Below are 19,018 nucleotides of genomic sequence, written 5' to 3' on the forward strand. Positions count from 1 at the left end.
TTCTCGTAACTTATTTCTATAACTCCATTACTACACATTATGGGTTTTCCAGTAAATAGTGCAGCATATATAACCATTTTTCTTCTTGCTTTAAATAAATCTAAAATACTCTTCCATTTTTTCTTTATATCATCAAGTGTAATTTTGGAATCAGTGTTTACAGGAATGTTTGAGTAATTAATAACTTCTTTAACATTCTTCTTAACTTTAGCAGCATTTCCATTATGATTTGTTTTATTCACAGTTGCATTTGTTATAGTGATATTTCCACTATTAATTTTTTCTTCTAATTTATTTAATCTAGATAATATAACCTCATTTGACGTATCATATTCAATCTTTATTAATTTAATTAGTGCTAGTTCTAAAAATATTCTTCCTTGTCTGCTCCATTTACATTGTTCTTCTGCCTCTTGAAGAATATTAATATATCTCATAATTTCTTCTACTCTAATTTTGGTACCTTGATCTTTTATTATCTCAATATTTTCTCTTGAAAGATCCAATATTTCTTCTGGATTATCACTAATTTTACTAATCAATACATTTCTAAGGTGCATTATTAAATCTTTAATAAAGATATATATATCTTTACCGTTCTCTATAATATTATCAATTTCCTTTATAGCACCTTCAATATCTTTATCAATTACTCTATCAATTATTCTAACCATGCTATCATTAGTTACAAAACCTAAGATATCTATTACTTTCTCATATTCAACAGAATCTCCACTCATAGATATTACTTGATCTAGTATACTTTGAGCATCTCTCATGGCTCCATCACAAATTCTAGCAATAAGCTTTAAACTCATATCATCTGCGTATATTCCTATTTCATCTATTATTTTTCTCAGGCTTTTAAAAATAATTTGACTTTTGATTCTTTTAAATTCAAATCTCTGACATCTTGAAAGTATAGTTATAGGAAGCTTTTGAGGATCTGTTGTTGCTAGAATAAAGATTACATATGATGGTGGTTCTTCAAGAGTCTTAAGAAATGCATTAACTGCCCCTATTGATAACATATGAACCTCATCAATTATATAAACTTTAAACTTAGCTTCTTGAGGAGGATATTGAACTTCATCAATTAATTCTCTAATATTTTCAACTCTATTATTTGATGCAGCATCTAATTCAGTAACATCTATAGCAGTACCTGAATTTATCTTTTTGCACATATCACATTCATTACAAGGCTCACCATCTTGTGAATTCAAACAATTTACAGCTTTAGCTAATACTTTTGCTGTAGATGTCTTTCCTGTCCCCCTAGTACCACATAATAAATACGCATGGGCAATTTTATTATTTTTTATTTGGTTTTTTAGCGTAACAGTTACATGTTGTTGACCAACTACATCGCTAAATATTCTAGGTCTCCACTCTCTATATAATGCAGTATATGCCATTTTCCTCACCTCTAATTTTTTAGATTTAATATATAAATGTATACAAAAAAACTCGACCTTTAAGTCGAGTTATCTAGCAATTTAAACCGTACACCTTACTTTGACTAGTACTTATAAGCGTTACCTACACAGTTAACTCGGATCAGGTTATCCTGCGTCACACAGAGGGGCTTGCTTATCGCTGCTTCCTTCCGGACCTGACGAGGTTCACAAGTCTCTGTTGCACAGGGCCCAATCGTCAACGCCACTTATGTAGGCCAGACCATACAAGCACTAGCCTAGGTAAGGAATTCATTCCTGCTAGAGCGGATTGCAGGTTACAGGGCACCGCTAACTCCCCAACTAGTACGGCATTGGCGGAAAGAGAGGGATTCGAACCCTCGGTAGAGTTTCCCCTACACACGCGTTCCAAGCGTGCTCCTTCGACCTCTCAGACATCTTTCCACATTGATTTTTTAATACAAACACAATTATACTATCAATAATATATAATTGCAAGTTTTAAATCCTTAGAAAAAAAAGGGATACCATTTTTAGGTACCCAAAAGTTTATGGAATATGGATTATAGGGGGATAGGAATAAAAAATTCCTATGTCTATATATAAACTCTATTAGAGTTTATGTCATAATATTAGATTTAAGTTGATATTTTTTTAATTAAATTAAATTTCAAATTAAATCTCTATAAAAACATTTTATAACATATTCTGATTATTTTCAAGTTGATTTTTACAAAAAAAAATAAAACAAGGTATAAAAACCCTTGTTTTATTTTATAATTCAACTACTTTAGTAAATTATCGACCTTTGCTTTATAAATGAATCTGATTGATCCTGAATTTTTATTGAACTTTTTATCATTCTCTGTATATGCTTGTTTTAATTCTTTTAATTCATTATTCAATATAGGTTCCCACGATGTGCTATCCTTGCTTTCGAAGTTACTCATTTGTTCAACTCTTAAGCTATAAGTACTTTTAATTCCACTAACTAACTCATAAATTTTATTACTTCTTACTTCATTTTCTTTCTCTACTTCTGAAATAAATTCTTTTAATATACTGCTTATTTGCTGTTTTTTATTATCATATTTGCTTTTTAATTTATCTTCTTTAGATTTATTTACCTTCTCAATATTATTTATATCATTAATTTTGTTTTGCTCTAATTGAGCTAATTCATTTATTTTTTTCTTACTTGCATCCGCTTCTTTATTATTCTTGTTTTCTTGTGCTAAATATTCTTCTTCTATTTTATCTTTTTCTACTTTAAACAGTTTCTCTTCTTTATCTTGCTTCAACTGCTTTAATGCCTCATCAAATTCACTGGTTTCTTCTGATTCTGACGCATCATCATAGCCAAAATCATAATCGAAACCGCCATCATCTTCATCATCGCCATTTTCTATATCATTCTTATTATTGATATTAGCTTTTGCCGCTTCATATTCTTGTTCAATCTTTTTCTTTTTCGCTTCATAATTAAGTTCAATAGTATTTAGCATGACATCATATTCATCTTTTATTTGGTTAAGTTGGATTTCTTCTTTTTGTTGTATATCCTTTAAATTATCTTCATAGTTTTTTTCAATTAGATCCAACTCATTGTTTTTTTCATTATTAATTATGGCAAGTTCTTCATTATAACTTTTATCTAAAATATCAAATAAATATTTCTCACTTAAGCCTTTATATAAATCAGAATTAGATTTTTCTCTTTCTGCATTTATTTCTTTCATTAAATTATCAAATTTATCACTTCTAAGCTTGTTAATATACTCAATAGTAGCAAGACGTTGTGCTTCTTCTTCTTTTTGTAATAATTCTGCTTCTTTCTTAAGTTCTTCTTCACTTTTAGGCTTCTCTTCAGTTTCCTTTTCATTTTCATTTTCTTTTTCACTATCTATATTGTTACTATTTTCATCAGTACTGCCCTCAGTTTGTGTTTCATTATTAGAAGTGTTATTTTTATTCGTATTTTCACTATTTTTGCCACAAGAACTTAACATTGTTATAGATAATAATCCTATCAATAATAACTTACTAAATTTCTTACCTCTCATAGTATTTACCCCTCATATTAATTTAATATTATATAATAATTCATTAAATATATATTAAACTCCTTCATTCTCTTAACTATTCTATTTTTAATTATCGTTGAATTTGAAGAAATCTTTATTTGTAGATTAATACCAATATGAAACTTACTCAAAAAAGAAAAGACTACTTCAAGTAATCTTTTCTTTATTAATAAACTTATAACTCTTTATCTTTTACGTCATTAAGCCAATTCTTTATTTCTGGAATTACAAACTCAATTGTTCCATCTTCAAATGGATTTTTCAGATTTGCTAACTCTACAAGTTCTAAGAAAGGTTTACTTCCTCCGGCCTTACATAATGTTAAATAATCATTCCATGCTCCTTCTCTATTCTGATTAGATTTAACCCAGAATTGGAAGGCACATACTTGCGCAAGTGTATAATCTATATAATAGAATGGTGTTGAGAATATATGTCCTTGTCTGAACCAATATCCACCTCTATTTAATATATCATTATCTTCATAATCTCTATCTGGTAGATACTTCTTCTCAATCTCTCTCCATTTTGTTTTTCTCTCTTCTGGAGTTGCTTCAGGGTTCTCATATACAAAATGCTGGAACTCATCAACAGTTACACCATAAGGAATAAATGTTAACGCCCCACTTAAGTGTGCAAACTTATACTTTAGTTCATCCTCTTCAAAGAATAGATTCATCCAAGGCCAAGTAAAGAATTCCATACTCATTGAATGTATCTCACACGCTTCATATGTTGGGAATCCGTACTCTGGTACCTCGTATACTCTACTGCAATATACTTGGAATGCATGTCCAGCTTCATGAGTTAAAACATCAACATCTCCTGAAGTCCCATTAAAATTAGAAAATATAAACGGAGACTTGTATTTACTTATATACGTACAATATCCTCCACCAGCTTTTCCTTTTTTACTAACTAAATCTAAAAGCTCTCTCTCTAACATGAAATTAAAGAATTCTGATGTCTCTGAAGATAATTGGTCATACATTTTCTTACCATTGTTAACAATCCACTCAGGATTTCCTTTTGGTATAGCATTTCCTGTTGTAAATTCTAAAGCCTCATCATAAAATTTAAGAGAATCTAATCCTAATCTCTCAGCTTGACGTTTCTTAAGTTCAACAGCTACTGGAACGATATGTTCAAGTACTTGCTTTCTATAATTCGCTACCATATTTGAGTCATAATCTGATCTCATCATTCTCATATAACCTAATTTAACGTAATTGTCATACCCAAGAGTGGTAGCAATTTTATGTCTAACTTTAACCAATTTATCATAAATTTCATCAAATTTACTTTCATTTTCTTTAAAGAAATTGGCAACTGCTTCAGTAGCAGCTTTTCTTTCTTCTCTATCTTGTGATTGAGCATATGGTCCCATCTGAGATAGATTTTTTTCTTCTCCATCAAACATAATTTTTGCTGATGCTTTCAGCTTAGTGTATTCACTCACAAGCTTATTTTCGCTCTGTAAGTCCTGAATAATCTCAGGCTTAAATGTTTTTATAGACATTTCTGCTAAATTAAATAATTGTTTGCCCCACTTTTGCTCAAGTTCTTTTCTAAATCTTGAATTAATTAAAGCTTCATAGTATTGATTTACAACCCCTTCGTACAAAGGCATAGCTTCATCTATGAAATCTTGTTCCTTTTCATAGAACTCATCAGTTGTATCAATTGTGTATCTTATTCCTACAAGCTCATTCATTGATTCTACTTCATTTCTTAAAGTAATAATCTTTTTCATAGTTTCATTCTGAGCTTTAAAATCATTAGCTGCCTTAAATTCACTAATCAAAGATTCCATTTCACCCTTAACTTGTTCCATATCAGGTCTAGTGTATTTGTAATCTTTAAATTTAATCATACTCAACCTCCTGTGTAGAATGAATCTCATTCTATTAATAATAATTAAATCTCTACATATGATTTTATCATAATTTTCTAAAAATAATGTTAAAAAAATAAAAACTACTAAAATAATAGTAGTTTTTTCATTTTTATACTTTTAATTGGTCAAATATTAATTAAAAAACTGTTCTAATTCACTGAATTTCTTGTGGGTTATTAAAGCATCAACTTCAAAGTTACCGAATTTAAGTATATACGTCCATCTACCGTAAGGATATATATTAGTAATTCTTGATATATTTACGATATATGACTTATGGGTTCTCATGAATTTATTAACATCCAATCTTTCCTCTATATGACCTAAACTCTCTGTTGTAATCACCTTATCTTTCTGAGTATAAATAACAGTGTTTCCATCTTCCCTCTGAATAATAATTATATCTTCAACATCGATTAGCTGCATACCATCTTTATTTTTAATAATTAACTTGCTTTTTTCTGTATTTGTAGCCTTTCTTACATCTTCCCCATGAATATCATTACAAACTTCGATTAGTCTTGTAATAGTATTATTAAGCCTCTCCATATCAAATGGTTTAACTAAATAATCAAAAGCATATACATCAAAAGCCTCTTGCATGAACCCTTCATAAGCCGTTGCAAAAATTATTTTTGTTTTAGGATTTATATCAAATATTCTTTTTGCACATTCACACCCAGACATTTCCGGCATTTCTATATCCATGAACACAACATCAGGTTTATCTTCTTTGAATAATTCAATACCCACAACCCCATTTTCAGCTTCACCAATTACTTTAAAATTTTCATTTTTAGAGAGTGCTTTTCTAAGCACTCTCCTCATTCCAAAATCATCATCCACAATTAATACCTTTATCATTTATCTTCGTCCTTTTGGTTTACCTAATATTTCACTTAATAATATTCCCTTCACTAGGTCATTTTTATTACTTAGAATCTTATTAATTTTTTTATTTCTATTAGTGCCCTTTGATTGCTCAGTAATATCATTTGAATCATCGACTTTTAATTCTTTATTTTTTCTTAATTCTTTTTCAATTTCCTTCAAAATATCATCTTTATCATAGGATATCTCATTGTTATTAATATTTTTTTCACTCATATTTAACACCTAATTTCAATTATTCTTCAATTGAAGATTCTTGATCATCACTTAAATTAGATAAAGATTTTCTCATATCTGTATCTGCTATAACATTTTTCATATTATAATAATCCATAACTCCTAAATTTCCTTTTACAAGAGCCTCTGCCATAGCTTTTGGTACTTGTGCTTCAGCTTCAACAACCTTAGCTCTCATTTCTTCTACCTGAGCCTTCATCTCTTGCTCTTTTGCAACCGCCATCGCTCTTCTAACCTCAGCTTTAGCTTGTGCAATCTTCTTATCTGCTTGTGCTTGATCAATTTGTAATTTTGCTCCAACGTTTCTTCCAACATCTACATCAGCTATATCTATTGATAGAATTTCAAATGCAGTACCTGAATCTAACCCTTTTTCTAATATTGTCTTAGATATTCTATCTGGATTTTCTAATACATCTTTATGAAGTTCTGAAGAACCAACTGTAGTAACAATACCTTCACCAACTCTGGCAATGATTGTATCTTCACCAGCTCCACCTATAAGTCTATCTATATTAGTTCTAACTGTAACTCTAGCCTTAGCATTAAGCTCAATACCATCCTTAGCAATTGCTGCAACTAATGGTGTTTCTATAACCTTTGGTGTAACACTTGTTTTAACAGCTTGTAATACATCTCTACCTGCTAAATCAATAGCTGTTGCTTTATCAAATCCTAGCTCTATATTAGCTCTTTCAGCCGCTATTAATGCATCAACAACCTTATTTACATCTCCACCTGCAAGGTAGTGACTCTCTAACATATCAGTTGAAAGATTTAAACCTGCTTTATTACCTTTTATTAAGGGATTAATAATTTTTGCTGGTCTTACCTTTCTTAATCTCATACCAATAAGTGAACCTAAACTAACTTTTACTCCTGCAGCTATAGCTGAAATCCATAATCCAAGTGGTATAAAACTGAAAAATATAGCTATTATAAAAAATAAAATTGCTATCCCTACTATTAATCCAAATATTCCTGTACCTGGCATATTACATCCTCCTCAAATTTCATTTAATCTATTAATTTTTTTCTTTTACAACAATTCTTATTCCGTCAACTCTTATAACTTCAACTTTCTTCCCCTTTTCAATGAATCCACCATCAGCAACAGCATCTAGTTTAACTCCATCTATGCTAATTGATCCAGCTGGTCTTAGAGTTGTTAATGTCTCTGCTATTTTACCTACAAAGAATTGCATATCCTCTTTATTTATCCCTTTTTCATTCACTGTGTTTTCTAATATTATACCTTTGCCCAGTTTACCCTTCCTGGCGAGGTGTACTATTATGGTTATGACAACTCCAATAAACATTGCTAATAGGATAAACATTATTAGTGCTTGAAAAATACTATTGGATGTTAATAAGATACTAATAATAACACTTATAATACCAAGTGCTCCAAAGACACCAAATCCTGGTGTAAATATCTCTAGTACTATACCCAATAAACCAGCTAATAATAATATCCATGCTACCGTAGTAAGACTACCAAAGAAACTTACTATAATATCTAACAATTTATTATCACCTCCTATTTAACTTACTTTTATTATATATTAAACTAAAATGATGCTTAATAGATTTTCTCCTTAAACATCATTTTTCAAACTAAACTGTCTATTGTTCCACTTCAAAGTTAATAGGTATTTTAAATTTAAAAGAAGTTCCCTCATTATCACTTCTTACAACAATTGTACCTTTTTGATTTTCAATAATTTCTTTAACTATTGCTAGTCCCATTCCTTGACCCTTACTTCCCTTGGTTGTAAAACTAGGTTCAAATATTCTATTTAATATTTTTTCATCAATTTTAGGACCTGTATTCTTCACATTAAATATATACCAACTTAATTCCTCGTAAATTTCTAGGGTTATACTTTTGTTATCTATATCACAATTATTTAATTCATAAATGGCGTTATCCAATAAATTACTAAGAATCCTGCATATCTCCCAAGACCTGTTCTTTATATAATCAAGTCTTGAACTTATTTTTAAAGACATATTTATATTTTTTTCTTCTGCATCTACTATTTTAGCTTGTATTAAAGCATTTATAGCTGCATTTGATGTTCTAAGTATTTTACTTACTTTCTTTATATCTTTATATACTTCTTCAATATATTCCTTAGAATCTTCAAATTCCCCCATCTGAATTAATGAATATACAACCTGAAGATTATTTAAAAAATCATGTCTTTGCCCTCTTAAAGTATTATTTAACTGATTAATCCTTTGAATATTAGCCTTTTGAATCTCTACTTCCTTTTTAGATATAGATATTACCCAAATATTTCTTACACTAATTATTACATTAATAATTATAATAGCTGAAAATAATATAACTAAATAACCCACTATATTTGCTTTTCTTTCTGATAACTCTCCAATTATATTTGATTTATAATATATCCATAACATGATAATAGTAAATATCTCTATAAAATTAACTGCTATAAGAAGTTTTCTAGCTTTATCAATATTTAATGTTTGAATTTTGAAAAACCTTCTAATCTTCAAGTCCTATTTCCCCCTCTTAGTCCTAAAGAAATTTGTAATTAATTCACTACATTCAGTATCATACATCCAATTTACATTAACCCAATGATTAAAGTTTTCATTTTGTGTTATATTAACAACAGAGCCACATGCACCTGTTCTCTCATCAAAGGTTCCAATATATAAATCTTTAATTCTCGCTTGTACTATAGCCCCTGCACACATTGGACAAGGTTCTAATGTAACATACATACTGCAATCTGATAATCTCCATTCATTTAAAAATTGACTTGCCTTATTAATGGCAATTATTTCAGCATGTAATAGTGAATTTTTCTCACGCTCTTTACTATTATGTCCTCTAGCAATAATAACTTTATCACAATTTCTTACAATAACAGCCCCCACAGGAACCTCATCTTTATCCCTTGCTATAATCGCTTCTTTATATGCCTCCTGCATAAATTTCTTATGTATATCTAATTTTTCATTTTTATTCATAAAACTTGTCATTCCTTAATTTTATATATTTCCATCAAAATTTATAAATATTTTATTACCTTATACAATAAAATAATTATATAAATTTATTTCTTAGTTTATTTGCTACTTATCTCATATATGAAAGGATACTAATGATTATGAAAAAATTATCTCCTTTTAAATTGATTATTATTATAATTATACCAATATTTTTAATAATATTCTCCTATTATTTATATGTTACTTCCACCATTAACAATTACAATGCTTTAATCTATCCCGGAGTAAATATAAACGGTATAGATGTATCTTCTCTAGACAAGAATTCAGCAATCCAAAAGATACAATCTCACTTTGAACATGAAGTGATTGAACGTAAAGTTACATATTTAGTTGAAGATAAGGAATACTCTTTAAGATTAAGTGATTTAAACCCTGAATTTAATTATGAAGAAACAATTGACCTAGCGCTATCATACGGGAAAGATTTAAGTTTATTTAACAAATATAATTTAATAAAAACCCCTGAACCCAAAACTTATGATTTAATAGTTAAATACGATACTAAACCACTTACAACTATCACTAAAAAAATCTTGGAAGAGACTTCTTGTGATCCTATTAATGCCACCATTAAAAGAGAAGATGAAAAATTTATTATTACTGAAGACTCACAAGGAAAATCAATCGATTATGAAGAACTAATAAACACTTCTTTAGCACAGTTCAGAAAAAGCAGTGTAAAGGATGTTGTAATAGATGTTAAAATCAACTATATCTCCCCATCGATTACAGCTGCTGAATTACGACAAATTAACGGTTTAATTTCAACTTTCACAACCAGACTATCAGGAAGTTCTCCAGAAAGAGTAACCAATGTTACACTAGCTACTAATAAAGTCTCAAACACTTTATTAATGCCTCAAGATGAGTTCAGTTTTAATAAAACAATAGGATCAGTTAATGAAGCAAATGGTTACAGAGAATCGAAAGTTATAATAAATAATAAACTTGTGCCCGGAATTGGTGGTGGTATATGTCAAGTATCTAGTACTCTTTACAATGCTATATTAAGAAGTAATATTTTACCTACCGAACGTCATCATCATACCTTACCATCTACCTATGTTCCACTTGGTTTAGATGCTACAGTAAGTTCAAATTACCTTGATTATAAATTTATAAATACACTTACATATCCTATATTGATAACCGGTTATGTAACTAACAATAAATCTGTTACTTTCAATGTTTACTCATGCAGCAAACTAACTGAAACACAGTACTCAATATTAACTGATGTTACAGATGTTATTCCTAATAAAACTAGATATGTTAAAGATCCTACTCGTCCAATGGGTTCTCAAGAAATTGATGTTAAAGGAACAAAAGGATATAAAGTTGATGTATTTCTTGTATCAAAAAAAGGAGGTCAAGTTATAGATAAGACACTTATACATAAAGATTTTTATAAACCTGTTGATAAAATAATTAAACAAGGAACTAAAAAATCCTATCCAGCATTCTATAATTTCAGGAGTAGAGATCCCTTTAATCATAATAATTAAAACAAAAGCAACCATATGACACTAAATCATATGGTTGCTTTTTATATTAACTGGTACACTCGAGAGGAATCGAACCCCCGGCCTTCCCCTTAGGAGGGGGACGCTCTATCCTACTGAGCTACGAGTGCAAATTATTACCTTAAAATACAGTTTATAATAAAAGTATATTAATGTCAACACTATGCATTTTATATAAATATCACTTTATGAATCAAATTTATTATTTTTTCAAAAAAATAAATGAAATATTGCAGATTTTTGAAAAATAATATGCTAAAATACAATTAGCAGAAGAAGAGAAACTAATAATTTTGAGGTGATTATATTGAGAAAAGTTCATATAACAGAGACCATTTTAAGGGATGCCAACCAATCTCTTATAGCAACTAGAATGGAATTTGATGAGTTTGCACAAATTCTTAAAGAAATTGATAATGCAGGATATCATTCAATTGAATGCTGGGGTGGAGCTACATTTGATTCTTGTTTAAGATATCTAAATGAAGATCCATGGGAAAGATTAAAAAAGATAAAATCAGTTGTTAAAAATACACCTCTTCAAATGTTACTAAGAGGACAAAACATCTTAGGATATAAACATTATCCTGATGATGTAGTAAGAAATTTCATTAAAATGGCTGTATATCATGGAATTGATAGAATCAGAATATTTGATGCCTTAAATGATTTTAATAACATTAAGGTTGCAATGGATGAAACTAAAAAACAGGGTGCACATGCTCAAGGAACTATAGTTTATACAGTTAGCCCAATTCATGATGTAAATAACTATACAAATCTAGCTAAACAACTTGAAGATATGGGAGCAGATTCTATATGTATTAAGGATATGGCTGGTCTTATGATGCCTAGTATTGCTTATGACGTTGTAAAGAGTATAAAGGCTGCAGTTAATATTCCTGTGTACTTACACTCACATTGTACTAATGGACTAGCAGAAATGACTTATTATAAAGCTGTTGAAGCTGGAATTGATGGTATCGATTGTTCAATATCTGCATTTTCAAGTGGAACAGCTCAACCTCCAACTGAAACTATGCATCAAGCATTAAGTACAGCTGGATATGATACTGGTTTAGATTTAGATACATTAACAACAATAAATAATCACTTTAAACCTATAAGAGAAAAATTCCTTGCATCAGGAGGATTAAATCCTAAGGTTCTTACACCTCAACCAGAAGGACTTGTTAACCAAATCCCTGGTGGTATGTTATCAAATATGATTTCTCAACTTACAGCTCAGAACTCTCTTGATAAACTAGATGCAGTTCTAGCAGAAGTTCCAAAAGTAAGAGCAGACCTTGGTTATCCACCATTAGTTACTCCTATGAGTCAAATGGTAGGAACTCAAGCTACTATGAATGTTTTAACTGGTGAAAGATATAAGCTTATACCAAAAGAAGTTAAAGCATACGTTAAAGGTGAATATGGAAAAGCTCCTGGTAAGATTGATGAAGCTTTAGCGCAAAAGGCTCTTGGTTCTGAAGAACTACTTACTACAAGATATGCAGATACATTAGAACCAGCTTTCGAAAAAGCTAAAGAAGAGCTTAAAGGTATTGCTCAGAATAACGAAGATGTACTATCTTATCTAGCATTCCCACAAGTTGCAATGACTTACTTTGAATATAGAAAAGAAAATCCATCTTTTGATCAATATCAAAAGATGACTGATTCAGAAACAATTAAATAGAATTAATTTTACTCCAAATCTGTTTATTGATTTATATAGATTTGGAGTTTTTATTAATTGTCATTATTCTGTAATCAATTGTTACTTTTCTGTAATCCTTTTATATAAGAAAAGATTTATAATTTACTCATAAGGTTGTTGAAGAAATTTTACAAAAGAAATTATACGATTTATTTATTAATTATTTATTGTCTATAATTTGATCATAAACCCTCTGAAAACAGGAAGATCTCCCTCTTCCTGTTTTCGCTTTTTTGTAAAAAAAAAGCACGCACTGCGTGCTTTTAAAACAAATGTATAATGTATAATTGATAATGTATAATGATGGATGCTTCTCACTTACGTGAGAAGCTAAATTTTACAGTTCCTTAGATAAAGAAAGTTTTACTAATTTTATCTACGATAAAATATTGTATTTTAAATATAATGTTTCATTCTAATGAAACAAGTAAAACTCTTCTTACCCAAAGAACAATAAGATTAAAATTTCTCGTAGAGAAATCTCAATCATTTTCCATTATACATTATCCATTCTCCATTATTTTTTACAGTTCAGCCTCTAACATATCAAGTAACTCTTTAAATCTATCCATTGTATCTTGAACTGGCTTAGTCGTTGTCATATCAACTCCAGCCTTCTTAAGAATATTAATAGAGTAATCACTTCCACCGCTCTTAAGGAATCCTTTGTATCTCTCAACTGCCTCTTCACCATCTCTTAAAATCGCTGATGTAAATGACATAGCTGCTGAGTAACCTGTTGAGTACTGATAAACATAGAAATCTCTATAGAAATGAGGTATTCTAGCCCATTCTACTTTGATAAGATCATCAATAACCATCTTATCACCATAATATTTTTTATTAAGGTTATAATAGATATCATTTAACTCTTCACTTGTTAATGGTGTTCCAGCATCTATTAACTTATGAGTCTCTCTTTCAAACTCAGCAAACATAGTCTGTCTAAATACAGTTCCTCTAATTTGCTCTAATTGTTCATTAATATAGTATAATTTCTTCTTCTTATCAGTTTCTTTTGAAATTCTATCATTGATAAGAAGACATTCATTAACTGTAGATGCAACCTCAGCACAGAATAAAGTATAATTTGAATATACAAATGGCTGCTCTTTTCTTGAATAATATGAATGTAATGAATGACCCATCTCATGAGCTAAAGTAGATACATCATTATACTTAAAGTTATAGTTTAATAGTACATATGGCATTGTATCATAGCTTCCCCACGAATATGCGCCATTTCTCTTACCTTTATTCTCATAAACGTCTATCCATCTATTATCTATTCCTTCTTGGAATATGTTAAGATATTCTTCTCCAAGTGGTTTAATACCTTCTTTAACCATATCAACCCCTTCTTGGAATTCGATATGCATATCAGGAACATCAATTACAGGTACATATAGATCATACATATGCAGCTCATCTACACCTAATAATTTTTTCTTAACATCAACATATCTATGAAGAAGATTTAAATTGTTGTTAATTGTCTCTATAAGATTATCATATACACTAACTGGTATATTAAGCGGACTTAGTGCATATTCAATAGAACTGTTAAACTTCTTAGTTTTAGCCATAAATGCGAATTTTTTTGTAGATGCTGTTAGTGAAGTCGCTATTGTATTTTTAAATGACTCATATGTACCAAATAATGCTTCAAAAGCCTCTTTTCTAACATCTCTATTTTTAGATATTATATATTTAAAGTAACTGCTCTCTGTGAAGTCTACTTTTTCCCCTTCTTCATTAGTAATCTGAGGGAATTTAAGGTCTGCATTTGAAAATATGTTATAAATATTCTGTGGTGCTCCAAATATATCCTCTGCTGAAGCTAATAGTGCTTCTTCTTTTTGAGAAAGAACATGTGGTTTATTTCTTAAAAGATCTTCAATCATGAACTTGTAAAGCTTTAACTCTTCTTTTTCTTCTAAGAATTTTTCCATTGTTCCTTCTGGTAATGATAATAGTTCTGGATTCATAAATGAAACATAACTACCAAATTCAGCTGCAAAAGCTTGAATTTTGCTCTTTAATGCTTGATATTGATTTTGAGTAGTATCCTCATCACTCTTAAGGAATGCATATATTAATAAAAGATACAACTTTCTGCTAACCTTCTCCTCTAACTGTAAGAATTCATACAATGTTTCCGCATTGTTTAGCTTCCCTTCATACTCTTTAAGTTTAGGCGCTAAAGTTTTGATCTCTTGAAACTCCTTATTCCACGTCTCTGTATCAGCATAAATTTTTTCGATATCCCATTTAAATTTAGGATCTATTTCGTTTCTGTTCTTTGCCAAATTAATCACCTCTTTTAAATTCTTTCCAATTAAAATTATAACATTATTGTTAGTTTATTTCATGTAGTGATTAATTATTTACATGATAATGTTTTTCTATTGCTTTAAAGTGGAATAGAGATATATTTTGTACATTGTATATAATTTATACTAGAAACTAACTAGTTTGTTTCTAGTATAAATTCTTATATCTATAGTAACTACTTTTTTATTAATTAAATAAATTGCAAATAACTTTAATACAATTCCCTAATATTTTTTTCTAAACATAGTACTGTGCCTGAGCTTGATACATTCTATTATAAAAACTATTTTCATTGACCAATTCTTCATGAGTTCCATATTCAACTATTTCACCATTTTTAAACACAGCTATATTATCACAGAACCTACAACTAGATAACCTGTGTGAAATGAAAATAGCACTCTTATCTCCAATCAATTCATTAAACTTACTGTAAATCTCAAATTCTGCAAATGGATCAAGTGCTGCTGTTGGTTCATCTAATACAACAATAGGTGCATCTTTATACATGGCTCTTGCCATAGCTAATTTCTGAGCTTGTCCACCTGAAAACTCTATACCTTTCTTATCAAAATTCTTATAAATTGAAGTATTTATACCACTTTTCAACTTTTGTAAATCTTCTTTAAAACCAGCCTTTTCTAAAACATTAGCCACTTCTATCTCTGCAGCAGCTTCTTGCTGCGCTAATGCTATATTTTCTTTTATAGAGAAAGAAAACAGTTTATAATCTTGAAATACTACTGATAATAAATTCATATAATCATCATAATCATATTCTCTTATATCAACCCCGTTTAAAAGTATACTTCCTTCAGTTGGATCATACAATCTGCACAAAAGTTTAATAAAGGTAGTTTTGCCCGCGCCATTTAAGCCTACTACAGAGAGTTTTTCACCATTTTTAATTTTTATATTAATATTTTTCAATGTATAGTCCTTACTCCTCGGATATTTAAAATAAACATTTTTAAACTCTATATTGTACTCCTTTGCAAACCCTATTTTACTCTTACCTTTTGTATTGTTTGATGATATACTCTCCATCTTAAGAAAATTTTCTAAATATCTACACATTTGAGTCAATGAAACATAAGTATTGAATATTTGTGATATTGATGTGCTAAACTTAATAGCTGCCGTAGTATAAAGAATAAAATCTCCAATTGAAATATCTCCTCTCACTACCTTAATAGCAATGTATCCATAAACAAATAGGGATTGTAATTGAACAAAAATATTTGTTATACCTGCATAATTCCCTATCTTTGAGAAAATTGACTCCATGTAATCCATTGACTTTTTATTAAATTTAGTAATTTTATTGTAAATAAATGAACTCATATTATATAATCGAATCTCTTTACCTACTGAAAAATCCTGTGCTAAGCTAAAATAATATTCAGCATGTCTATTTACAGGTATTAAAAAACCATACATATCATATTGAACTTTTTGAGATTTTTTCAATATGAACGAATTTATCAAAACTATGGCAATTATAAATAAAACTATTAGGATATTCATAGTGCTTATTATCCCCACGAGACCTATTATTATAATTAACTGTGATACTATATCAACAAAATAATATATCATATTATCAATAGCAGATAACTGATTTATAGGTTGCATTGCTAGTTCTTTTAAATTTAGTATTTCTGGGTCTTCGATTTTTTCAAAATCTAAATTCATAACCTTTTGACCCATTATAAGATTAAAACCTTTTATAATTTTAGCATTCTTTGTTCTAATAATTGTATCTAAAGCTTTATTTGTAAGTTTTAAAATCCCATTACCAATTATAATAATTAAAACAAGAATAATAAACACATTAATTCTCTTATGTCCATATAACTCTTCTAATATATATTTAGGCATAATTATATTAATAAATGGAATCAACGCTTTAAAAAATGCCGATAATGCTAGTAGAGGAACATATTTCTTATCTATTCTTTGGGTTAACTTTAAAAAGTGTACTATTATCCTAGAGTTTTTTCGTATTGAACTGAATTTTTTAGCTTTCATATGCTACCTCCTTTTCAACTTCATTTTTGTAATATGTAGCTTGTATTTCAAACATCTCCTTGTATCTTCCATTCTTTTTAAGTAGTTGATCATGAGTACCATATTCTTTTATTTTTCCATCTTCAAAGAAAGCAATTACATCACAGAATCGAGTGCTTGCTAATCTATGTGATACATAAACGGCAGTTTTATTTCCAACTAATTTATTAAATGATAAATAAGTTTTATATTCTGCTATTGCATCAAGTGCAGCTGTAGGTTCATCCAAAACCATAATATCTCCGTCTTTATATAACGCTCTCGCTAATGATAATTTTTGATTTTCCCCTCCTGAAAGCTCTGTTCCTTTTTCATCTAATATTTTTAATAGTGTTGTATCAATTCCATTATCTAAAGAATTAATTTTTTCAGCTATATCAGCTCTTTCAATACAGTTTACTACTCTATCTCTGTCTATTTGTTCTTTCTCTTTTAATGATACATTTTCTGCTACTGAAAAAGCCATAATTTTCACTTCTTGAAATACAGCTGAAAATAGGTTGAAATACTCTTCTTTTTTAAATTTCTTTATGTTTATACCATTTAAAAGGATTTCTCCATCTGTAGGTTCATATAATCTTGTTAAAAGCTTTATAAAAGTTGTTTTACCCGCTCCATTTATTCCTACTATGGCAAGTTTCTGTCCCGCTTTTATTTTTAGTGAAAGATTTTCATAAATATATCTTTCACTATGTGGATATTTAAAAGCCACATTTCTAAACTCTATTTCATAAGGTTTGTCCTTAGGTACTTCCTCATACATGTTTTCTTCATTGTTTTCACCATCATTCTTATCTATTTCAAAAAAATCTCTTAAATCATTAATATACATATTCTGAGATTTAAGAAAGCTAATATCCACCATTATATTTTGCATCCATGTTGCAAAACCAGCTATTGTGGCAAAATACATAGTAAAATCACCTATATTCATACTTTTATAGATAACACAATAAATTAAATATGCATATACAATTCCTTCTCTTATTATTAAAAGTACTATATCTAATAAAGATGCTTTAAAATATTTATTATTTATATTTTTTATCAAATGAACATAATTTTCAGAGAATGCGGAAAATTTATCAGAAAGCCAATCATTTAAATTAAATATCCTGATATCTTTTCCATAAGCAAAGTTTGACATAGTATCATATATGTATTTACATTTTCTATCATACTCAGCCCGTTCCTCCTTTAGGCTGTATTCATACTTTCGCGCCTTAGTGTTAACAAAATAGACTATAAAAACATTTAAAATTATATATATGAGAACCAAAGGACTTAATGTAAGAATAATTGTTGCATATCCTCCAAAAGCAAGTATCCTACCAATCATACGAAAAAGCTTGTCATACATTCCTTCAACACCCATACTATTGGAATTACATGACATTGTGGCTGCATGATATTTGTTTAATGTATCTTTATCTTCAATATGTTTTAAATCAATTTCCATCGCTTTTCTTCTTAACTTAGCTGATATATTTATTTTAAGTTTAATTTTCTTAACTAGTACTAAATTACTTGTAAAGTTATATAAATAATTAACTATAGATGATATAACAAATATTAATCCAATTATTAGTACTATAGCTTCAATTCTTTTAGCTCCTGTTATCTCATCTAATAATAACTTTGGGGTAAATATACCTATAAATGGCATTACAGCACCGCATATTGTAAATATAGTAACGTAGAAAAATATTTTTCTATCTATTTTCCAAGCTTGTCCTATTAAATATTTTATATTTTCTATTAAACTTCGTTTATTATTTTCCATGAGAATT

The 19,018-nt window shown here is 29.1% G+C and carries 14 protein-coding genes, 2 tRNA genes and 1 other RNA gene (1 of these 17 running past the window's edge); 2 read left to right on the plus strand and 15 right to left on the minus strand.

Annotated features, from left to right (window positions below; translation table 11 throughout):
• The 11 genes from dnaX to OW730_RS01805 all read right to left on the minus strand — a co-directional run.
• On the minus strand, positions 1-1,418 hold the 5' portion of the coding sequence (dnaX, locus tag OW730_RS01755; protein ID WP_271227409.1) for a DNA polymerase III subunit gamma/tau. It extends 196 nt beyond the left edge of the window; 1,418 of the gene's 1,614 nt are visible here — the first part of the coding sequence; its start codon is at positions 1,416-1,418; its stop codon lies beyond the left edge, outside the window.
• Positions 1,419-1,504: 86 nt separating this feature from the next.
• An RNA gene (ffs, locus tag OW730_RS01760) (signal recognition particle sRNA large type) lies at positions 1,505-1,769 on the minus strand.
• 3 nt (positions 1,770-1,772) lie between these two features.
• Positions 1,773-1,862: transfer RNA gene (locus OW730_RS01765), tRNA-Ser, on the minus strand.
• Positions 1,863-2,203: 341 nt separating this feature from the next.
• The gene (locus tag OW730_RS01770) at positions 2,204-3,481 is read right to left on the minus strand and encodes a hypothetical protein (protein ID WP_271227410.1); all 1,278 of its coding nucleotides are present in this window, start codon (positions 3,479-3,481) and stop codon (positions 2,204-2,206) included.
• Between the two features lie 196 nt (positions 3,482-3,677).
• A complete protein-coding gene (locus OW730_RS01775; RefSeq protein ID WP_271227411.1) occupies positions 3,678-5,375 on the minus strand; it encodes a M3 family oligoendopeptidase in 1,698 nt (565 codons plus the stop codon).
• Between the two features lie 156 nt (positions 5,376-5,531).
• Positions 5,532-6,263, minus strand: coding sequence for a LytR/AlgR family response regulator transcription factor (locus tag OW730_RS01780; RefSeq protein WP_271227412.1), 732 nt, complete (start codon positions 6,261-6,263; stop codon positions 5,532-5,534).
• A complete protein-coding gene (locus OW730_RS01785; RefSeq protein ID WP_271227413.1) occupies positions 6,264-6,506 on the minus strand; it encodes a hypothetical protein in 243 nt (80 codons plus the stop codon).
• A 19-nt stretch (positions 6,507-6,525) separates the two neighbouring features.
• On the minus strand, positions 6,526-7,521 hold the full coding sequence (gene floA / locus OW730_RS01790; RefSeq protein ID WP_271227414.1) for a flotillin-like protein FloA: 996 nt from the start codon (positions 7,519-7,521) through the stop codon (positions 6,526-6,528).
• Between the two features lie 31 nt (positions 7,522-7,552).
• A complete protein-coding gene (locus OW730_RS01795; RefSeq protein ID WP_271227415.1) occupies positions 7,553-8,053 on the minus strand; it encodes an NfeD family protein in 501 nt (166 codons plus the stop codon).
• A gap of 100 nt (positions 8,054-8,153) precedes the next feature.
• Positions 8,154-9,056, minus strand: coding sequence for a sensor histidine kinase (locus OW730_RS01800; protein WP_271227416.1), 903 nt, complete (start codon positions 9,054-9,056; stop codon positions 8,154-8,156).
• A gap of 3 nt (positions 9,057-9,059) precedes the next feature.
• Complete coding sequence (locus tag OW730_RS01805; RefSeq protein WP_271227417.1) at positions 9,060-9,536, minus strand: nucleoside deaminase; 477 nt, start codon at positions 9,534-9,536, stop codon at positions 9,060-9,062.
• 140 nt (positions 9,537-9,676) lie between these two features.
• Between OW730_RS01805 and OW730_RS01810 the strand changes: the two genes are divergently transcribed.
• The gene (locus OW730_RS01810) at positions 9,677-11,086 is read left to right on the plus strand and encodes a VanW family protein (RefSeq protein WP_271227418.1); all 1,410 of its coding nucleotides are present in this window, start codon (positions 9,677-9,679) and stop codon (positions 11,084-11,086) included.
• Positions 11,087-11,137: 51 nt separating this feature from the next.
• Here the strand turns inward: OW730_RS01810 and OW730_RS01815 are convergent.
• Positions 11,138-11,214: transfer RNA gene (locus OW730_RS01815), tRNA-Arg, on the minus strand.
• Positions 11,215-11,411: 197 nt separating this feature from the next.
• Here OW730_RS01815 and OW730_RS01820 point away from each other — a divergent pair.
• Complete coding sequence (locus OW730_RS01820; RefSeq protein WP_271227419.1) at positions 11,412-12,803, plus strand: pyruvate carboxylase subunit B; 1,392 nt, start codon at positions 11,412-11,414, stop codon at positions 12,801-12,803.
• Between the two features lie 545 nt (positions 12,804-13,348).
• Here OW730_RS01820 and pepF read toward each other — a convergent pair.
• The 3 genes from pepF to OW730_RS01835 form a co-directional block, all read right to left on the minus strand.
• The gene (gene pepF / locus OW730_RS01825; RefSeq protein WP_271229499.1) at positions 13,349-15,139 is read right to left on the minus strand and encodes an oligoendopeptidase F; all 1,791 of its coding nucleotides are present in this window, start codon (positions 15,137-15,139) and stop codon (positions 13,349-13,351) included.
• A 256-nt stretch (positions 15,140-15,395) separates the two neighbouring features.
• A complete protein-coding gene (locus OW730_RS01830) occupies positions 15,396-17,189 on the minus strand; it encodes an ABC transporter ATP-binding protein (protein WP_271227420.1) in 1,794 nt (597 codons plus the stop codon).
• Positions 17,179-19,011, minus strand: coding sequence for an ABC transporter ATP-binding protein (locus tag OW730_RS01835; protein ID WP_271227421.1), 1,833 nt, complete (start codon positions 19,009-19,011; stop codon positions 17,179-17,181). Before OW730_RS01835 ends, OW730_RS01830 begins: the two co-directional genes overlap by 11 nt.
• Between the last annotated feature and the right edge of the window lie 7 nt (positions 19,012-19,018).

The sequence above is a fragment of the Oceanirhabdus sp. W0125-5 genome (assembly GCF_027938815.1).
GTDB lineage: Bacteria > Bacillota > Clostridia > Clostridiales > Clostridiaceae > Oceanirhabdus.